Below are 19,402 nucleotides of genomic sequence, written 5' to 3' on the forward strand. Positions count from 1 at the left end.
TTTCTATGCCCAGATTGCTGCAACGTTTGGTTTGGTTACTGCTGGGGTTGTTCACCCACGGGCATGCCAAGGCCGCCGACAATTTCATCGTGGGTGTGGGTACCCACCTGCTCCACTCGACCGGGCCGGTGGCACGGCCGACCTTGCTCATGAAGGAAGCCGGCATCGTATCGGCACGCGATGACCTGTTCTGGTCCACGGTGGAGCTGGAGCCCAAGCGCTTGAATTTCCCACTGGGCTGGCAGCGTTATCTGCAGGCCCTGCGTGACCGCCAGATCGGCAACATGCTGATCCTGGGCTACGGCAACCAATGGTATGAACGCGACGCCAAGCCACGCAGCCCGTTCGTGCGCGATGCCTTCGCCAACTACGTGAACTTCGTCAGCCGACGCTTGCGCGGCCAGGTGGACTTCTACGAGATCTGGAACGAATGGGACCTGGAAGACCCGACCAGTGACGCCTTCAGCCGCGACTATGCCGCGCTGATCAAGGAAACCAGCGAACTGTTGCGCAGCAACGATCCGAACGTGCGCCTGATAGCCGGTGCAGTCACTACCCAGGGCTTGCAGGAAGGTTTCGCCGACCGCCTGGTGGAGGCCGGGGTCATGGATGATCTGGATGGTTTGTCGCTGCATCCGTACGTGCACTGCCGCAAGGACCATGGCGGCAACACGCCGGAAAGCTGGATCAAATGGCTCAGCGACATCTCCACTCGGCTCGACGCCCTGGCCCGGCGCCCGGTGCCCTTGTACCTCACGGAAATGAGCTGGCCCAGCGCCGACGAACCGTGCGGGGTCAGTGAAACCACCCAGGCGGCGTACCTGGCGCGCGGGTTCTTCCTGGCCCGCATCCATCCGGCCATCCAGGGCATGTGGTGGTACGACCTGTACAACGACGGGCGCGACCCCAAGGAGCGCGAGCACAACTTCGGCCTGCTGGACAACGATCTCAACCCCAAGCCGGCGTACACCACGCTCAAGGCCATTGCACCGTACCTGTCGCAATACAGCTACGACCCCAGGCACAGCGTGATCAGCGACTCCCTGTACCAGTTGCGCTTCGCCAAGGGCGACGAGCAGGTGCTGGTGATCTGGGCCGTGGGCCAATCGCGGCAGGTCAGGATCGAGTCGAGTGCATTGCTCAAGGGCGGTGCGCGCCTGGTCGACACCCGCCAGGCCGGCGTGGGCATGCGCGAAAGCGAGAACCCGTGGGATTGCGGTGAGCACTACTGCACCACCGTGATAACCGCCTCCGAGTTTCCCAAGATCATCAGCCTGGGCAAGGCCAATTGGTTGTTCACGCAGTAGAAAACGCGATGCCCGCGGCAGTGGGCCTCAACCGCAGCGCATCGTGCGCCGCCATCGACCGCGCCTGTTGGACGCGGCACTACCTCTAGCAAGCGCGTGAGCCAAGGATGTTCCGATGATTGTCATCAATGCACGTTTTCTGACCCAGGAGCTACGCGGGGTGCAACGGTTCGCCGAGCAGACCTGCCTGGCGCTCAAGCGTCAACGTGACGACCTGGTGTTCGTCACCCCGCCGGGCGTGCGCATGCACGAAACCGCTCGGCTGCTGGATGCTCAGGTCGTGGGCACTCGTACCGGTCACCTGTGGGAACAACTCGACCTGCCGCGCTACCTGCGCAGCCAGGGCAATCCATTGCTGCTGTCGCTGTGCGCCACGGCGCCGCTGTTCTATGGCAACCAGATCGCCACGCACCACGACATCACCTACGTACGTCACCCACAAAGCTACACCTGGCAATTCCGCACGGCCTATCGCCTGATGACGCCCCTGCTGCTCAAGCGCTTGAAGACCTTGATCACGGTCAGCCAGTTTTCCAAGCGCGAGATCGGCGAGTTCTACAACTTTGCGGCGCAGAAGATTCTCGTGGTGCCGAATGCCGTGGGTGAAGAGTTTCAGCCCGGCGAACCGCTGCAAGCCGGCGGCCCGCGTTATCTGTTGGCGGTGTCTTCGCCCAGCGCGCACAAGAATTTCAGCCGCATGATCCAGGCGTTCCTGCAGCTCAAGGGTTTCGACCAGGTGGAGTTGCGCATCGTCGGCGGTGGCGGTGCAGTGTTCTCCGACCCCGATCTGGAAGCCTTGGCCAAGCGCGATGCTCGGGTGCGCTTTCTCGGGCGCTTGAGCGACGCCGAGTTGATCGAGCAGTACCAGGGCGCAGCGGCCTTCGTGTTTCCTTCGCTGTATGAAGGCTTCGGCATTCCGCCACTCGAAGCGCAGGCCTGTGGCTGCCCGGTGCTGGCGGCCAATGCCGCCTCGATCCCCGAGGTGCTGCAGTCCAGTGCCTTGTACTTCGACCCGCTGGATGTCGAGCACATCAGCCGGGCCATGGCCCTGGCGTTGAACAGCCTGACCATTCGCCAGCATTTACGCACCCTGGGTCTGCAGAACGTGGCGCGGTTCAGCTGGGATGCTTCGGCACGGCTGATCAGCGATCGCATCGACAGTGTCCAGGTACGGCGTCCACGCGGTGCCACCCTGAACCAGCCGTCCAGCGGCAAGGAGCACTCATGACTCGCCTGGGGTATCTGGATGCCTTGCGCGGTATCGCCGCCTTGCTGGTGGTGGTCTGTCACCTGTGGCAGCCATTGCTGGGCCCCGGTGCGCTGCCGTACTTCTGGCTGGACATCGGCAAGCTGGGCGTCATCTGGTTCTTCCTGCTCAGCGGCGTGGTGATTCCGTTCAGCCTGCAACCGGGGCCGGGCGGCGCACGGCGCTTCATCGTCTCGCGGGTGCTGCGCCTGTACCCGGCCTACTGGCTGTCGCTGGCGCTGTACATCAGCATGCTGGCGCTGACCGGCGAAACCCTGCCGAGCTGGCAGCAGGTGGTCGCCAACCTGACCATGCTGCAGGCCGCCATGGGCGTCGAAGACGTGATGGGGCTGTACTGGACGCTGTTCATCGAGTGGCTGTTCTACGCCCTGTGCCTGGGCCTGATGCTGATCGGCCGACTGCGCAGCACCGGCTTTCGCGCCGCCTGCTCGCTGGCCCTGCTGGCCGCCGCAGTGGGCATGGGCCTGATGCGCATGCTGCTCGAACGCAAGCTGCCGGTGGCGCTGCCGTTGGGGCTGTCGCTGATGCTGTTCGGTTCGATCTGGCGCGACTGCCTGCTCGGCCAGGCCGATGCCCAGGTGCGCCGCTGCGTGAAGGGCCTGCTGCTGGCCTATGCCGTGGCTCTGCCGCCGACTTTCTTCGCCGCCTACGGCTTCGATGCCGGCAATGGCGAGTACTGGTTCCGCTACTGCTTCACCTATCTGTTGGCCATCAGCAGCTTCATGTTGCTGACCCAGCGCATCCGCCTGCATCAACCGTTGTTGCTGTGGCTGGGCACCATCAGTTACTCGCTGTACCTGCTGCATCCGAGCATGGAGCTGTTGTGCCGTTACCTGCTGGGCGTTCCCGGTCGTTCGTTGTCGGTGACATTGCTTGCCACCGCGCTGTCGTTGTTGGCTGCGCACGTGAGCTATCGCTTCGTCGAACTGCCTTTCATCAAGTTGAGCAAACGACTCAACGCCCGTGCTCGTCCGAGCGCGCCCCTCATTCCCGAACTGCAGGTGCCCTATGAAAATAGCAATCGTCCATGATTGGCTCGTCACCTATGCCGGTGCCGAAAAGGTGCTGGCTTCGATGCTCAAGATCTGGCCCGACGCGGACCTGTTCTCGGTCATCGACTTTCTCAGTGACGAAGACCGCAAGCACCTGGGGGGCAAGCGCGCCACCACGACCTTCATCCAGCGCCTGCCCAAGGCCCGCACGCGCTACCAGAAATACCTGCCGCTGATGCCCATGGCGATCGAGCAACTGGACCTGTCCGGCTACGACCTGATCCTGTCGAGCAGCCACGCGGTGGCCAAGGGTGTGCTCACCGGGCCCAACCAGTTGCACATCAGCTACGTGCATTCGCCCATCCGCTATGCCTGGGACCTGCAGCACCAGTACCTGCGCGAAGCCAATCTGTTGGCCGGCCTGAAGAGCAAGGTGGCGCGGATGATCCTGCACTACATGCGCATGTGGGACCAGCGCACCGCCGCCGGTGTCGACGAGTTCATCAGCAACTCGCAGTTCATTGGTCGACGCATCGACAAGGCCTATCGCCGTCCATCGACGGTGATCTACCCACCGGTGGACACCACCGGTTTCAACCTGCAGACCGAGAAGCAGGATTTCTATCTGACCGCCCAGCGCATGGTGCCGTACAAGAAAGTGCCAATGATGGTGGAAGCGTTCAGCGCCATGCCCGACAAACGCCTGATCGTCATCGGCGACGGCCCGGAAATGGAAAAGTGCCGCGCCGTGTGCGGCCCCAACGTCACGCTGATGGGCTATCAGTCGTTCGAGGTATTGCGCGAGCACATGCAGAACGCCCGAGGCTTCGTCTTTGCCGCCGAAGAGGATTTCGGCATCAGCCCGGTCGAGGCCCAGGCCTGCGGTACGCCGGTGATTGCCTTCGGCCGTGGCGGCACCCTCGAAACCGTACGCGGGCTCAACGACGACAACCCCACCGGTGTGTTCTATTACCAGCAGACAGTGGCTGCCTTGACGGCCGCCATCGAAACGTTCGAAAGCCAGGCGTCGCGCTTCAATGCGCGCACCTGCCGCGAGAATGCCCTGCAGTTCGCGGAAAAGCGTTTCGAACGGGAAATGCGCCAGTTCGTCGAGCAGCGCTGGAACGAAGCACGCCTGGGTGACGCCTTCGACTGCAACCCGGTATTGGGCCTGGCCGACACCGGCCTGCTGCTCGCGGCGGCCCAGAAGCTCTAGGCCGCGCAGGAACATGTTGTACCGCCACACCGCTGTTCTGAACCTCCCAAATACCGTGCGAGAAGTCTGATTCTCCAAGGAAGATTGCAATGAAACGAACTGTATTCGTAGTCGCGTTGTTCGCCGTGCTGCTGCAAGGATGTGTGTTTTCCCCAGGGCAACACATGACGCCCGAGGATGCCGCCGACGACATCGGCACAACCGGACCGGTAACGGTCCTGCCGATCAACGCGCAGACGGTCGCGCAGCATCAGAGCCTGTACCGGCCCGAACCGGTACCGGCAGCGCTGTATGGCTACACGCCGGGCGACTACCGCATCGGCGCCGGCGACGGTCTGCAGATCACGGTCTGGGACCACGTCGAGCTGAATTCGCCAACCAACCAGGAGCCACGCGCCCAGGGCACGCAGATCGTGCGCAACGACGGTACCGTGTACTACCCGTTCATCAACTCCATCCAGGCCGAGGGCAAGACGGTCAGCGAACTGCGCAATGACTTGCAGCGCGCCCTGTCGCGCTTCCTCACCGACACCCAGGTGGACGTCAACGTGCAGAACTACGCCAGCCAGCGCGTGGTGTTTTCCGGTTCGTTCAAGAACGCCGGCCCGCAGGTTCTGAACAACGTGCCGCTGTCGCTGATCGAAGCGGTCAGCCGCGCCGGTGGCGACGATGGCAGCGGCAACCTGGCCGGGCTGATCCTCAAGCGCGACGGGCACGAGTACCTGCTGGATATCGACACCCTGAACCGCAAGGACTCCAAGCTCAACGGCATCTACCTGAAAAACGGCGACCAGCTGCACCTGGGCAACAACCGGGCGAACAAGGTCTACGTGCTCGGCGAAGTCAATTCGCCCCAGGTGATGACCTACGGCACCAGCACCTTCACCCTGCTCGAAGCGCTGGGCAATGCCGGTGGCCTGTCCCAGGAAACCGCCAACGCCGAGGCCATCTACGTGATCCGTGGCGCCCAGGACCGCTCCAAGCAACCGGCCACGGTGTTCTACCTCAACGCCAAGAAGCCGACCGCCTTCCTGCTCGCCCGCCAGTTCGACCTGCAGGCCTCGGACGTGGTCTTCGTCGGTCCTTCGGACATCACCCGCTGGAACCGTTTCATCAGCCAGTTGCTGCCGTCGGCCACCGTGGTTGCTACCGGTAATGCACTGGGCCAGTGATCTGACCATAGAAGCGCCACTGAACGCTTTGGCAAGCGCTTGACTCCAAGTCTTGCCCAGGCGCTCAGCGTAAGCGTTTCGCGCCGATGGGCTTTCGCATCATCTGCCCACTTCAGGAATTCCCATGACTGACCCACGCAACGTTGCCCACGACAAGAAAGTCCAGCAGGAAAAGAAGAACAACGGCGAAGAGATCGCACCCAACGCCGAACACGCGCCACAGCCAGGCATGAAGCCGGCGCTCAAGCACGATGACGAGCAGCAGGACGAGCAGGACGACAAGGCCTGAACCAGGCGCCGACCTGAGCTGAAGATGGCCTCTGGCGGCGCTGACCCACGTCGGTGACCGCCAGATCGCTTGCCAAGATGCGAATTTCTCCGCAATCCGCGCAAAAGCCTGTTTTGCCTGGGCAATCCCCGCGCGAACGGCTCCCCCACCTACCCGCAAATCCGCTACGATGATTCCCTACAGCCTTACCGCTCAAAGGGAATTGACATGCCTCATCCTTCACTGCCGGCCGCAGAACACGTGGTGCTCGACAACGGCCTGCACGTGCGCCTGCATCATGAACCGCGTCTCAAGCGTGCCGCCGCCTTCATGCGCGTCGCTGCGGGCAGCCATGACGTACCTGCCGCCTGGCCGGGCCTGGCACATTTCCTTGAACACCTGTTCTTTCTGGGCACCGAACGCCACAGTGGCGACCACGGCCTGATGGCCTTCGTGCAGAACCACGGCGGGCAGATCAACGCCAGCACGCGCGAGCGCTGCACCGACTATTTCTTCGAGGTGCCGGTGAGCGCCTTCGCCGGCGCCCTGGAGCGTCTGTGCGACATGCTCGGCCATCCGCGCATGACCCAGGCCGAGCAATTGCGCGAGCGCGAAGTGCTGCATGCCGAGTTCGTCGCCTGGTCGCGCGACCCCGAGGCACGCCACCAGCAATGGCTGACCAGTGCGCTGGACGCCGAGCATCCATTGCGCGCGTTCCACGCCGGCAACCGCTACAGCCTGCCGGTGCCGCGCGACTCGTTCCAGCAGGACCTGCGCAGCTTCTACCGGCGCTTCTACCAGACCGGGCAGATGACCTTGTGCCTGGTGGGCCCGCAACCGCTGGAACAGCTGCGCGCCATGGCCGAAAAGGTGGCCGGTGCGCTGCGCCCCGGCGATACCGCCGAACAGATCGCCCCGCCGCCGCTGGTAGGCACGCCGGGAGAGGCGGTCGAACGTGCGGACAGCAGCCGTTTCAACCTGCTGTTCGCCTGCGAAAACCTGCCCCGTGGTGCCACCCAGGCGCTGGAGTTCCTCGGCACCTGGCTGGGCGCCAGTCAGCACGGCGGGTTGCTGGCCGAGCTGCGCCGTCGGCAACTGGTGCAAAGCCTGGAGCTGAGCACCTTCTACAGCTTCGCCGACCAGGCATTGATCAATATCGAATTCAAGCTCACCCCGGCGGGCGAAACCGCCACGGCGCTGATCAGCCAGCTGTGCTTCGACTGGCTGGAGTTCTTCCAGGCTCACGACGACTGGCAGGGCCTTCGCGAAGAATTCCGCCTGCTCAACGAGCGCCGTCTGCAGGTTGCCAGTGCCTTGGAGCTGGCCCGTCATCACAGCGACGAAACCCCGTGCGAGTTGAGTCGACAAGCCGTGCAGGCGCTGCGCGAGGTGCTCGAACAACTGCGCCCGGAACACCTGCTGCACCCGATGGAGGCCGGCCCGGAGCGCGACCTCGCCGGTCGCTGGCGGCTGCCGCCACGCAATCGCTTCCTGCGCCCCAGCCGGCGCCCGGATCACCCCGTGACCGACCCACAAGGCCTGGCGTACTGGCACGGCGCTTCGGCACACAGCCACGAAGCGGCGCTGCACCTGCGCTGGCGGGTCAATGCCTCGCGCCACCAGGGGTTGTTCCGCACCCTGCAGGACAGCTTGCGCAAACTCACCGAAGAAGCCCGCCAGGCCGGTGTGCAAATGGTCTTCAGCAGCCTGGGCGACGACTGGCAACTCAAGCTCAGTGGTGTGCAGGCGCCGATTCCGGCGCTGCTCGAACAGGCCCTGGAGCTGCTCGCCATACCCGCCCCGGAGGTCTGGCATCAGGCCGGGCAGGAACCGCCGAGCGCAACCCTGACCCCTATCAAGGAACTGCTCAAGCGCCTGCCCGACCACAGCCTGGGTTATTTCCACAGCCGTACCTCCGATGAAGACCTGCGCCCCCTGGCGCTGCAGAAGCTGTGGGGCGCGGCGCGCTGGGATGGCCTGGCGGTCGGCATGGACGACGGCGAACGCAGTGCGCTGAACAATGCGTTGCGCAAGATGCCCGGCACGGCCAGCCCGCATCTTGCGCAACCGCATCCGGCCCATTCGGGGCGCAGTTGGAGCCACGTGCCGTGCCAATCGAGCGAACATGCATTGCTGCTGTTCTGCCCGGTACCCAGCCAGAGCATTGCCGACGAAGCGGCCTGGCGCCTGCTCGCGCAGCTGTGCCAGACGCCGTTCTACCAGCGCCTGAGGGGCGAGCTGCAACTGGGCTACGCCGTGTTCAGCGGCCTGCGCCAGGTGGCGGGGCGCACGGGTCTGGTGTTCGGCGTTCAGTCGCCTCATGCACCGCTGGCCGATATTCTCGGCCATGTGCAGACCTTCATCGAAACCCTGCCAACGCTGGTCGAGGCCTGCAAGCCTGCGGCGCTGGACACCCAGCGCGAAGAACTGGCCAATCGTCACGAGCGCTCGCAAATGGACCTGCTGCCCCTGGCCGATCTGCTCTGGCAGGCTTGCCAGGCCGGCCATGGCGCCGACTATCTGGCTGCCCTGCAGCGGGCGGTGCGCGAGCTGCGCACAAGCGATCTGCAACAGGCGGCGCAGCAACTGGCCAGCGGCACCGGTAGCTGGCTGTGCCTGGCTACAGGCCCTGCGGTGGAGCCTGCGTGGCTGCCGGCGCAGCGATCGTTACCAGGCAGGTAACGGACTTTATCGAATAATTAACCGTAGGCGCCTATCTTATTTAGTAACATAGTCGCCCAAGGAGCATTGAACGTCCTACGGTCGGGGCGGACTAATGCTACAAGCCCATCAACCTAGAAGGAGATCTCTTATGTGGACCAAACCTGCTTACACTGATCTGCGCATCGGCTTCGAAGTCACCATGTACTTCGCAAGCCGCTAAGCTTCAGTTGCAACGCAACGCCTCGGCCAGTCACTGACCGGGGCGTTTTCATTTCCAGGCTTGATGCTGCGAGTTCTCCATGTATATCCAGATTCTTGGCTCCGCCGCCGGCGGCGGCTTTCCCCAGTGGAACTGCAATTGCGCCAATTGCAGTGGCTTTCGCGACGGCAGCCTGCGCGCCCATGCGCGCACGCAGTCGTCCATTGCCCTGTCCGACGATGGGGTCAACTGGGTGCTGTGCAATGCCTCGCCGGACATTCGCGCACAACTGCAGAATTTTGCACCGATGCAGCCGGGCCGAGCCCTGCGCGACACCGGTATCCAGGCCATCGTGCTGCTCGACAGCCAGATCGACCACACCACCGGGCTGCTCAGCCTGCGCGAAGGCTGCCCGCATCAAGTCTGGTGTACCGACATGGTGCATCAGGACCTGAGCACCGGCTTTCCGTTGTTCAACATGCTCAGCCACTGGAATGGCGGGCTGGACTGGCAGCGCATCGAGCTTGAAGGCAGCTTCGTGATTCCGGCGTGCCCGCACCTGCGTTTCACCCCGCTGCCGCTGCGCAGTGCCGCCCCGCCCTACTCGCCCCACCGCTTCGATCCGCATCCGGGCGACAACCTGGGCTTGATCGTGGAAGACACGCGCACCGGCGGCACGCTGTTCTATGCGCCGGGCCTGGGCCAGGTCGACGACGCGTTGCTCGAACGCATGGCCGGCGCGGATTGTCTGTTGGTAGACGGCACCCTGTGGGACGACGATGAAATGCAGCGACGTGGCGTTGGTACCCGGACCGGACGTGAGATGGGTCACCTGGCGCAGAGCGGCCCCGGCGGCATGCTGGAAGTGCTGGAAGGCCTGCCGCGCCAGCGCAAGGTGCTGATCCACATCAACAACACCAACCCGATCCTGGACGAAGACTCGCCACAGCGCGCCGAACTGGCCAAGCGCGGTGTCGAAGTGGCGTTCGATGGGATGAGCATCGAGTTGTAGTGGCGTGTCAGGGAGGGCCTCTTCGCGGGCAGAGACCCGCTCCCACAAGGGCTGAATCAAACTCTGTGGGAGCGGGTCTCTGCCCGCGAAGGGCCATCACTGCCAACACATTTCCTGGGAGAACCGCAATGTCCGACACCCCCATGACCCCCGCCGAATTCGAGCAGGCCTTGCGTGCCAAGGGTGCGTATTACCACATCCACCACCCCTATCACGTGGCCATGTACGAAGGCCGCGCCAGCCGCGAGCAGATCCAGGGTTGGGTGGCCAACCGTTTCTACTATCAGGTCAACATCCCGCTCAAGGACGCAGCCATCCTGGCCAACTGCCCGGACCGCGAGATCCGTCGCGAGTGGATCCAGCGCCTGCTCGACCACGACGGTGCCCCCGGCGAAGACGGCGGCATCGAAGCCTGGCTGCGCCTGGGCCAGGCCGTGGGCCTGGATCCCGACCAGTTGCGCTCTCAGGAGCTGGTATTGCCTGGCGTACGTTTCGCCGTGGACGCCTACGTCAATTTCGCCCGCCGGGCCAACTGGCAGGAAGCGGCGAGCAGTTCGCTGACCGAGCTGTTCGCGCCGCAGATCCATCAGTCGCGCCTCGACAGCTGGCCAGCCCACTACCCGTGGATCGACCCGGCCGGCTACGAATACTTCCGCACGCGCCTGGGCCAGGCCCGGCGCGACGTGGAACATGGTCTGCACATCACCCTGCAGCACTACACCACGGTTGCGGGCCAGCAGCGTATGCTGGAAATCCTGCAGTTCAAGCTCGACATCCTGTGGAGCATGCTCGACGCCATGAGCATGGCCTACGAGCTGAACCGTCCGCCCTATCACAGCGTTACCGACCAGCGTGTCTGGCACAAGGGGATCGCCCTATGAGCTTCGATCGTCTACAAACCCCGCGCTGGCGCCAGGGCTACCGGTTCCAGTACGAGCCGGCGCAGAAAGGCCACGTGCTGCTGTACCCCGAGGGCATGATCAAGCTCAACGAAAGTGCCAGTGCCATTGGCGGCCTGATCGACGGCCAGCGCAGCGTGGCCGCGATCATCGCCGAGCTCGACGCGCAGTTCCCCGGTGTGCCCGAGTTGGCCATCGATATCGAGCAATTCATGGAGGTCGCCCGTGCACAGCACTGGATCGAACTTGCCCAGCCTGCCACCCACGCCTGAAGTCGGACTGCCGCTGTGGCTGCTGGCGGAACTGACCTACCGCTGCCCGCTGCAATGCCCGTACTGCTCCAACCCCCTGGACTTCGCCGCCCAAGGCAAGGAACTGAGCACCGAGCAGTGGTTCAAGGTGATGGCCGAAGCCCGCGAAATGGGCGCCGCGCAGATCGGTTTCTCCGGTGGCGAGCCGCTGGTGCGCCAGGACCTCGCGCAGCTGATCGGCGAAGCCCGGCGCCTGGGGTTCTACACCAACCTGATCACCTCGGGCATCGGCCTGACCGAACAGAAGATCGCCGACTTCAAGGTCGCCGGTCTGGATCATATCCAGATCAGCTTTCAGGCCAGCGACGAGCAGGTCAACAATCTGCTGGCCGGCTCGAAAAAAGCCTTCGCGCAGAAGCTGGAAATGGCCCGTGCAGTGAAAGCCCACGGCTATCCGATGGTGCTGAATTTCGTGACCCACCGGCACAACATCGACAAGATCGACCGCATCATCGAGCTGTGCGTGGCCCTGGAGGCCGACTTCGTCGAACTCGCCACGTGCCAGTTCTACGGCTGGGCCGAGCTCAACCGTGCCGGCCTGTTGCCCACCCGTGAACAACTGGTGCGTGCCGAACGCGTTACCAATGAATACCGCGCCAAGCTGGAAGCGGCCGGCAGCGCCTGCAAGCTGATTTTCGTCACGCCCGACTACTATGAAGAACGCCCCAAGGGCTGCATGAACGGCTGGGGCAGCATTTTCCTCACCGTAACGCCCGATGGCACCGCGCTGCCGTGCCACGGTGCGCGTCAGCTGCCGGTGGAGTTTCCCAACGTGCGCGATCATAGCCTGCAGCACATTTGGTATGACTCGTTCGGTTTCAACCGCTTTCGCGGTTATGCCTGGATGCCCGAGCCATGCCGCTCGTGCGACGAGAAAGAGAAGGACTTCGGTGGCTGTCGCTGCCAGGCTTTCATGCTGACCGGCGATGCTGCCAATGCCGATCCGGTGTGCAGCAAGTCGCCCCACCATGGCGTGATCCTGCGGGCTCGCGAAGAAGCGGAACACGCTACCCAGACGATCGAACAATTGGCCTTTCGCAATGACCGAAACTCACGCCTCATCGCCAAAGCATGACCGCTTCAGCGCCTCCCAGGCCGTAGCTGCCGGGACCGATTTCGCCGAACTTCGGGTCGGCCCTGCTGGCGTGTTCTGGAACGAGTTCCGTCCCCAGGATGGCGCCTGCCGACTGTGGACCGAGCAGGACGGTGTGGCCGTTTGCCTGACGCCCGACGGTTACAGCGCGCGCAGCCGGGTCTACGAATACGGCGGTGGGTCGTTCTGCCTGGCGAACGACGAACTGGTGTTCGTCAACGAGGCCGACCAGCAGCTCTACCGTCAGCCGGTGACCGGCGGCCTGCCGCAACCGTTGAGCTTCGGCCAGAAGCGCTACGGGGGGCTGGAATATGCCGCAGGCCAGGTGCTGACGGTGGAGGAAGACGGCGACACTCATCGCCTGGTGGCCATCGACCTGGCCAGCGAGCGTCACCGCGTGCTGGCCGAAGGTGCCGACTTCTACGCCTCGCCGGTATTGAGCCCGGACGGCACCCGTCTGGCCTGGATCGAGTGGGACCGTCCGCATCAGCCCTGGGCCCAGACGCGGTTGATGTGCAGCGAACTGGCGGCCGTGGCGGAATGCGTGGCCAGCGGTTTCAGCCTGCAGCAGCCGCGCTTCGATGAACAAGGGCGGTTGTATTGCCTGTCCGATGCGAACGGCTTCTGGCAACCGTGGGCAGAAGTCGACGGCAAATGGGCGCCTCTGCCCGCGGCGCCGGCCGACCATGCCGCAGCGCCTTGGCAACTAGGTGCTTGCACCTGGCTCCCGGCTGCCGATCAGGGCTATCTGGCGAGTTGGTTCGACGACGGTTTCGGCCGCCTGGGCCTGTGCGATGTACAGGGCCATTGCCTGGATTACAGTGGGGAGTTCACGCGGTTTCGCGCGTTGGCCATGGATGCCGACCACCTCTACGCCATCGCCGGTTCACCCTTGCAGCCTTCGGCCGTGATTGCCATCGACCGGCACGACCACAGCCTGCGCATCCTGGCGGGCGGGTATTCGCCGCTGCCGGCCGCGCAGGTCAGCCTGCCGCAGCCGCTGAGCTACCCCAGCGGCGGTGAGCAGGCTCACGGCTTCTTCTATGCCGCGCAGGGCGACGAGCGCCATCCGCCACTGGTGGTGTTCATCCACGGCGGGCCGACGTCGGCGTGCTACCCGGTCTTCGACCCGCGCATCCAATACTGGACCCAGCGCGGTTTCGCCGTGGCCGACCTCAACTATCGCGGCAGCAGCAACCATGGTCGCGCCTACCGCCATGCCCTGCACCTGCGCTGGGGCGAAACCGACGTGCAGGACGCCTGCGCTGTGGTCGACTACCTGGCCACGCAAGGCCGCATCGATGCGCAGCGCGCGTTCGTACGCGGTGGCAGCGCGGGCGGCTATACGGTGTTGTGTGCACTGGCATTCGCCAAGGTGTTCAGGGCCGGTGCCAGCCTGTACGGCGTGAGCGATCCGGCCGCGTTGGGGCGCGTCACCCACAAGTTCGAAAACGACTACCTGGACTGGCTGATCGGCGACCCGGACAGCGACCGACAGCGCTACGAAGAGCGCACGCCGCTGCTGCACGCCGATCGAATCACAGCCCCGGTGATTTTCTTTCAGGGAGAGTTGGATGTAGTGGTAGTGCCGCAGCAGACCCGTGACATGGTCGCCGCGTTGCAGGCGGGAGGTGTGCCGGTGGAAGCGCACTACTATGACGAGGAACGGCACGGCTTTCGCAATGCCGCCAACCTGGCCCATGCCCTGGAGCATGAATGGCGCTTCTACCTGAAGGTCATGCACGAGGACGACCGCGGGCTGTCCGATCTGCTTTGAACGGGTACCGGCTCTGAACGGGCCCCGGTGCGGTCGTCAGGCAGACGAACGCACCGGCAGCGGCATTACCTTCTGCTGGCGATGATGTACACCGCGTGGATGATGCCGGGAATGTAGCCCAGCAGCGTCAGCAGGATGTTCAGCCAGAACGCGCCGGCGAATCCGACTTGCATGAACACGCCGACTGGCGGCAGAAGAATGGCGAAAATGATACGAATGATGTCCATGGCGCAGCTCCTAGAGGTCGATGCATAACAGACCTCGGGCAATCCCCGGCGTTCCACACGCGCCTGTATCACCAAGACCCTAGAGCTGGGCGTCGAGACCATCGAGCAGCCGCTTCAATGCACCCTGGTTGGCTCGCATCATGTCCAGCCCAGCCTGCCCGCTGCGCACCGCTTCGCGGGGCAGCTCCAGCCACCGCCGCAGCGCCGTTGCCAAGCCTTGCGCGTCGTCGACTTCGACCAGCGCCCCGGCCTCGCGCAGCATCGCGCCTATTTCAAGAAAGTTGAACATGTGCGGCCCGCTCAATACCGGCTTGGCCAGTGCTGCCGGTTCCAGCGGATTATGCCCACCGTTCTCCACCAGGCTGCCGCCAACGAAGGCAACGTCTGCCAGTGCATAGAGGAACAGCAGCTCGCCCATGGTATCGCCCAGCAACACCTGGGTGGTCGCCGTAACTGCTTGCTCGAGCGAACGCTGCACCGTGCTGAACCCTTGCGCCTGGCACAGCCCGTGGACCGAAGCGAAACGCTCCTGGTGCCGCGGAACCAGAATCAGCAAGGCATCGGCATGGCTGGCCAGCAGTTGCCGGTGGGCGGCCAATATCACCGCATCCTCACCTTCGTGGGTGCTGGCAGCGATCCACACCGGACGTTCCTGTGCCTGCCACTGCTCGCGCAACCGGGCTGCGCGCACGGGCACGGCCGGGTCGACGCTGAGGTCGAACTTGATCGAGCCCGTCACCTGCACGCATTCCGGGCGTGCGCCCAAGTCCAGGAAGCGTTGCGCCTCGGTTGCAGTCTGCACCGCCAGCAAGCTCATCTCGGCCAGCATCGGCGCGGTCAGGCCTTTGAAGCGGGCATAGCCCTTGGCCGAACGCGCGGAAAGCCGCCCATTGGCCAACGCCACCGGGATGCCGCGGCGGGCGCACTGGTGAATGTGATTGGGCCACAGTTCGGTTTCCATGATCACTGCCAGGCGCGGTCGCACGTGGTCGAGAAAGCGGCCGGACGCCCAGGGCAGATCGTACGGCAGGTAGCAGTGCTGGATGCGGGGCTCGCCGGCGAACAGTGCCTGGATGCGCTCCGACCCGGTCGGGGTCATGCAGGTGACGGTGATCGGCAGCTCGGGGTGGCGCAGCAGCAACTGGCGGATCATCGGCGCTGCGGCAATGCTCTCGCCCACCGACACCGCGTGCACCCAGATGCCGCCCGGCTGCATCGCCGGCAGCCGGTAGGCGAAACGCTCGCCGAGGCGCTGCCCGTAGGCCGGTGCCTTGCGCGCGCGCAGCCATAGACGCACGGCCAGCAACGGCAGCCCCAGGTGAAACAGCAAGGTGTAGAGAGTTCTGTTCATGGCGGCGAAGTGTACTCAGGTCGCCGTGCTTGACCAAGCACCGGCAGACACCGCACGAACCGATTGCCCGCTGACGGTTCGAAAGGGACCAGCCCCCAGTGGCCGCGCATCGCCTAGAATGCCTGCATCGAAAAGGAGCTCCATCATGAACGCCTATGTTTTTCTTGCCGTCGCCATCTGCGCCGAAGTGATCGCCACCGTGTCCATGAAGGCAGTCAAGGGCCTGAGCACGCCACTGCCGCTGATCCTGGTGGTGGTCGGCTATGGCATCGCCTTCTGGATGCTGACCCTGGTAGTGCGCACCGTGCCGGTGGGCATCGCCTACGCCATCTGGGCCGGCATGGGCATCGTGCTGGTCAGCGTCGCCGCGCTGTTCATCTACGGGCAGAAGCTCGACCTGCCGGCCATGCTCGGCATGGCGTTGATCGTGCTGGGCGTGGTGGTGATCCAGCTGTTCTCGAAAACCACTGGGCACTGAGGCTGTATACTCCCCCGCCTGTCCAAGCCTGCGAGGTCTGCAATGCCGTCTGAACTGTCCACTGATATCGTCATCGTCGGCGCCGGTGTCGCCGGGCTCTGGCTCAACGCGCGGCTGCGCGCCCTGGGCTATTCGACGGTGCTGGTGGAGAACGCGCGCCTGGGCGGCGGGCAGACGTTCAAGGCCCAGGGGATCATTCACGGCGGTGCCAAATACGCCCTGCACGGCGCGCTCACGGGGGCGTCCGAAGCGATTGCCGACATGCCGCGGCGCTGGCGTGAAGCGCTGGCCGGTGATGGCGAACTCGATCTTTCCAGTGTGCGGCTGCTGTCCGAGGCGCACTACCTGTGGTCGCCGGGCACCCTGGCGGGCAACCTCACCAGCTTTTTCGCCAGCAAGGCCGTGCGCGGTCGGGTCGATCAGGTCAAGGGCGAGCAGTTGCCACCGGCGTTGCAGGACCGCGCCTTCAAGGGCAAGGTCTACCGCCTGGCCGAGCTGGTGGTCGACGTGCCCAGCCTGGTCGCACGGCTGGCCGAGCTGGCCGGTGATGGGCTGCTGGCCGGCGAGCGCATCGAGCCTTTGTATGACCAGGGCCGGCTGGCTGGGCTGATCGTCGATGGTCGGGTGATTCGTGCCCAGCGCGTGGTGCTCAGTGCCGGCGAAGGCACCCAGGCGCTGTTGACCGCGCTGGGCATCGAACAACCGGCAATGCAGCGTCGGCCGCTGCACATGGTGCTGGCCAAGGGCGCCAACCTGAAACCGTTGTATGCCCATTGCCTGGGCGGTGGACCGAAGCCGCGCATCACCGTCACCACCCATCCGGGGGCCGACGGCCAATGGGTCTGGTACCTGGGTGGCGAGATCGCCGAGGCCGACGGCGTGGCCCGCGAACCGGCGCAGCAGATCGCCGCCGCGCAGAAGGAAATCGCGCACCTGTTGCCGTGGGTCGATCAAAGCCAGATGCGCTGGGCCACCTTGAGGGTCAATCGCGCCGAGCCTGCGCAGTCGGGGCTGGTGCGCCCGGACAACGCCTTTCTGGCCGATCAGCCCGGTTTGCTGGTGGGCTGGCCGACCAAGCTGGCGCTGGCGCCCGACTTCGCCGACCGGGTCATCGGCGCCTTGCAGCGCGACGGCATTTCGCCCCTCGCGCATGCGCCCCTGCCCGAACTGCCCAAGCCGGCCCTGGCCACACCTGTCTGGGATGAACTGCTGCCATGAGCCTGCCGACCCTGCACGATCTGCACCGCCCGCTGGGCGACACCGGCCTGCGTGTGTCTCCCCTGGGGCTGGGCACGGTGAAGCTGGGCCGCGACCAAGGGGTGAAATACCCCAGCGGCTTCACCATTCCCGACGACAGTGCGGCGCGCATGTTGCTCGACCAGGCGCGTCAGCTGGGCATCAACCTGATCGACACCGCGCCGGCCTATGGCATCAGCGAAGAGCGCCTGGGCCCGCTGCTGCGTGGACAGCGTCAGCAGTGGGTCATCGTCAGCAAGGTGGGAGAAGAGTTCGAGGCCGGGCAGTCACGCTTCGATTTCAGCGCCGAGCACACACGGTTCTCGGTGGAGCGCAGCCTGAAACGCCTGGAAACAGACTTCATCGACCTGGTGCTGGTGCATTCGGACGGCAACGATCTGGAGATTCTCGAGGGCAGTGAGGTGTACCAGACGTTGGCGGCGCTGAAAGCAGAAGGCAAGATTCGTGGCTTCGGCTTTTCCGGCAAGACCGTTCAGGGCGGGCTGAAAGCCTTGGAAACCGGGGACTGCGCCATGGTCACCTACAACCTGAGCGAGCAGTCCGAGCGCCCGGTGCTCGACTACGCAGCTGCCCACGGCAAGGCCATCCTGGTGAAAAAGGCCTTGGCCAGCGGTCATGCCTGCCTGGCACCGGGGGTCGATCCGGTGCGCGCCAGCTTCGAGCTGCTGTTCGCCCACCCTGGGGTCGCCAGTGCTATTGTCGGAACGATAAATCCGCTGCACCTGTCCCACAACGTAGCGACAGCCGCTGCCGTGCTACTCAGGAATTGACGCCGCCGACGCGGCCGACCCCGACGCAAGAAGGAGCCGTAATGCCGCGTACCCTAACACGAAAGAACCCTGGCAATTTCAAGACCCTGCCCCTTGCCGTCGACGCCACGCCCGAAGCCCTGAGTTACGAAGCCGTGGGCATGCCCCTGAATTTCGCTCAGACCCTGGAACGGCGCAAACCGGTCGAGGTGAGTGACAGCGAACGCTTTCGCGTGGAGCTGGCCAACCTCGGCGTGTCGGTCCGGCTGACCTTGAACTGGCGTGGCCGCGACTACTGGGTGCTGGTGCGTCAACGCCGCGAAGACCGCGGCGATGTGGTGCTCAAGCTGATCTCCGGCTATGTGCCGGCCCATGAGGTGAATCTGCCGCTGCACACGGCCATTCAGGAAATCGCCGAGGAGTGTCTGCTGGAGACTTCGGAAGGCTGGCTGGGCGGGCGTTTCAACGACACCTGGCTGCCGACGCCGTATGACCAGGTGCTGCGCTATCACGAGCCCCTGCCCTTTCGCTTGAGCACCCGTTCCGGCGCGGCACGCCCGGTGCGTTGTGGCAGCCTGAACCTGATCGAGCGGCCCCGGGCCTACGTGCACGTGCCGACGGCTTCGTTGCAATTGGTCTACGACCTGCGCCTGGAGGTGCCGCCCCAGGCCAAGGGGCTCAGCCTGTTCCATGTGGAGGAGCGCCTGGAAAAAGGAGAGCTGATCACCCGCCTGAGCCGGAGCAGGCCCGACCTGTACCTGATCCCGCTGAAGGACGGTCAACCGGTCGCCGAGCTGTACACCCTGAAGAAGGACAAGCTGCACGCCGCAGGCACACGGGGCGTTTACCTGGCCGAGAGTTTCGCTGCGCAAGAAGGTTGGTTGGTCCGCGACGAACGCGTGCGCTGGCGCGACTGGGTGGCGGAAAAAGGCCTGGCCATCCCGAAGAAGCCGCGTACCAGCCTGCAAAAATTCAAGGTCAAGGCGTGGGTATTGGTGCGCAAGGTGCGCAGCGGCTTGCACAAGTAATCCCATTGCCCCTACTGAATACCGTCATGCGGTGTGCCTGGAAAACCGCAGTGCGGCCGGACGCGGCTTGCGCCGCTGCTACAGGGGGTGGGCGGTGGACGCAGTCCCTGTAGCAGCGGCGCAAGCCGCGTCGGC

19 protein-coding genes are annotated in these 19,402 nt (G+C 64.5%); 17 read left to right on the forward strand and 2 right to left on the reverse strand.

Annotated elements, in window-relative coordinates; genetic code table 11:
• Positions 1 to 5 precede the first annotated feature (5 nt).
• The 13 genes from IFT75_RS20300 (at position 6) to IFT75_RS20360 (ending at position 14,177) form a co-directional block, all read left to right on the forward strand.
• The gene (locus IFT75_RS20300; RefSeq protein ID WP_185795351.1) at positions 6 to 1,307 is read left to right on the forward strand and encodes a hypothetical protein; all 1,302 of its coding nucleotides are present in this window, start codon (positions 6 to 8) and stop codon (positions 1,305 to 1,307) included.
• Between the two features lie 115 nt (positions 1,308 to 1,422).
• Positions 1,423 to 2,535: a glycosyltransferase family 4 protein gene (locus tag IFT75_RS20305; RefSeq protein WP_185795352.1), complete on the forward strand. Its 1,113-nt coding sequence runs from the start codon at positions 1,423 to 1,425 to the stop codon at positions 2,533 to 2,535.
• Complete coding sequence (locus tag IFT75_RS20310) at positions 2,532 to 3,605, forward strand: acyltransferase family protein (protein ID WP_122477098.1); 1,074 nt, start codon at positions 2,532 to 2,534, stop codon at positions 3,603 to 3,605. Before IFT75_RS20305 ends, IFT75_RS20310 begins: the two co-directional genes overlap by 4 nt.
• Positions 3,583 to 4,782 (forward strand): glycosyltransferase family 4 protein, encoded by a 1,200-nt coding sequence (locus tag IFT75_RS20315; protein ID WP_122477096.1) that lies wholly within the window; start codon positions 3,583 to 3,585, stop codon positions 4,780 to 4,782. The genes IFT75_RS20310 and IFT75_RS20315 overlap by 23 nt, the downstream gene beginning before the upstream one ends.
• A gap of 89 nt (positions 4,783 to 4,871) precedes the next feature.
• Entirely contained in the window at positions 4,872 to 5,954 is a 1,083-nt protein-coding gene (locus IFT75_RS20320; RefSeq protein ID WP_122477095.1) for a polysaccharide biosynthesis/export family protein, read from the forward strand.
• Between the two features lie 124 nt (positions 5,955 to 6,078).
• Positions 6,079 to 6,243, forward strand: a complete 165-nt coding sequence (locus IFT75_RS20325; protein ID WP_122477093.1) for a hypothetical protein — start codon at positions 6,079 to 6,081, stop codon at positions 6,241 to 6,243.
• Between the two features lie 207 nt (positions 6,244 to 6,450).
• The gene (gene pqqF, locus IFT75_RS20330) at positions 6,451 to 8,904 is read left to right on the forward strand and encodes a pyrroloquinoline quinone biosynthesis protein PqqF (RefSeq protein ID WP_192056480.1); all 2,454 of its coding nucleotides are present in this window, start codon (positions 6,451 to 6,453) and stop codon (positions 8,902 to 8,904) included.
• 130 nt (positions 8,905 to 9,034) lie between these two features.
• Complete coding sequence (gene pqqA / locus IFT75_RS20335; RefSeq protein ID WP_008365141.1) at positions 9,035 to 9,106, forward strand: pyrroloquinoline quinone precursor peptide PqqA; 72 nt, start codon at positions 9,035 to 9,037, stop codon at positions 9,104 to 9,106.
• A 79-nt stretch (positions 9,107 to 9,185) separates the two neighbouring features.
• A complete protein-coding gene (gene pqqB, locus IFT75_RS20340) occupies positions 9,186 to 10,097 on the forward strand; it encodes a pyrroloquinoline quinone biosynthesis protein PqqB (protein WP_192056482.1) in 912 nt (303 codons plus the stop codon).
• A gap of 128 nt (positions 10,098 to 10,225) precedes the next feature.
• Entirely contained in the window at positions 10,226 to 10,978 is a 753-nt protein-coding gene (gene pqqC / locus IFT75_RS20345) for a pyrroloquinoline-quinone synthase PqqC (protein WP_122477088.1), read from the forward strand.
• Positions 10,975 to 11,268, forward strand: a complete 294-nt coding sequence (pqqD, locus tag IFT75_RS20350; RefSeq protein ID WP_122477086.1) for a pyrroloquinoline quinone biosynthesis peptide chaperone PqqD — start codon at positions 10,975 to 10,977, stop codon at positions 11,266 to 11,268. The genes pqqC and pqqD overlap by 4 nt, the downstream gene beginning before the upstream one ends.
• Positions 11,222 to 12,382 (forward strand): pyrroloquinoline quinone biosynthesis protein PqqE, encoded by a 1,161-nt coding sequence (gene pqqE / locus IFT75_RS20355; protein ID WP_192056484.1) that lies wholly within the window; start codon positions 11,222 to 11,224, stop codon positions 12,380 to 12,382. Before pqqD ends, pqqE begins: the two co-directional genes overlap by 47 nt.
• On the forward strand, positions 12,348 to 14,177 hold the full coding sequence (locus IFT75_RS20360) for a S9 family peptidase (protein ID WP_192056486.1): 1,830 nt from the start codon (positions 12,348 to 12,350) through the stop codon (positions 14,175 to 14,177). Before pqqE ends, IFT75_RS20360 begins: the two co-directional genes overlap by 35 nt.
• A 65-nt stretch (positions 14,178 to 14,242) precedes the next feature.
• Here the strand turns inward: IFT75_RS20360 and IFT75_RS20365 are convergent, their stop codons facing one another.
• A complete protein-coding gene (locus IFT75_RS20365; protein WP_122477081.1) occupies positions 14,243 to 14,404 on the reverse strand; it encodes a YqaE/Pmp3 family membrane protein in 162 nt (53 codons plus the stop codon).
• Between the two features lie 79 nt (positions 14,405 to 14,483).
• Entirely contained in the window at positions 14,484 to 15,755 is a 1,272-nt protein-coding gene (gene waaA / locus IFT75_RS20370) for a lipid IV(A) 3-deoxy-D-manno-octulosonic acid transferase (protein WP_192056488.1), read from the reverse strand.
• Between the two features lie 145 nt (positions 15,756 to 15,900).
• Here waaA and IFT75_RS20375 point away from each other — a divergent pair, with 145 nt between their 5' ends.
• Genes IFT75_RS20375 through IFT75_RS20390 form a run of 4 tightly spaced genes read left to right on the forward strand, consistent with a single transcriptional unit; the run spans position 15,901 to position 19,267 of the window.
• Positions 15,901 to 16,233 (forward strand): DMT family transporter, encoded by a 333-nt coding sequence (locus IFT75_RS20375; protein ID WP_122714898.1) that lies wholly within the window; start codon positions 15,901 to 15,903, stop codon positions 16,231 to 16,233.
• 42 nt (positions 16,234 to 16,275) lie between these two features.
• Entirely contained in the window at positions 16,276 to 17,451 is a 1,176-nt protein-coding gene (locus IFT75_RS20380; RefSeq protein ID WP_192056490.1) for an NAD(P)/FAD-dependent oxidoreductase, read from the forward strand.
• On the forward strand, positions 17,448 to 18,260 hold the full coding sequence (locus tag IFT75_RS20385; RefSeq protein ID WP_192056492.1) for an aldo/keto reductase: 813 nt from the start codon (positions 17,448 to 17,450) through the stop codon (positions 18,258 to 18,260). The genes IFT75_RS20380 and IFT75_RS20385 overlap by 4 nt, the downstream gene beginning before the upstream one ends.
• A gap of 41 nt (positions 18,261 to 18,301) precedes the next feature.
• Positions 18,302 to 19,267 carry a metal ABC transporter ATPase gene (locus IFT75_RS20390; RefSeq protein ID WP_192056494.1) on the forward strand — a complete coding sequence of 322 codons (966 nt, stop codon included), beginning with the start codon at positions 18,302 to 18,304 and terminating at the stop codon, positions 19,265 to 19,267.
• The last annotated feature ends 135 nt before the right edge of the window (positions 19,268 to 19,402 follow it).

Source organism: Pseudomonas sp. CFBP 8758, from assembly GCF_014841725.1.
GTDB lineage: Bacteria > Pseudomonadota > Gammaproteobacteria > Pseudomonadales > Pseudomonadaceae > Aquipseudomonas > Aquipseudomonas baltica.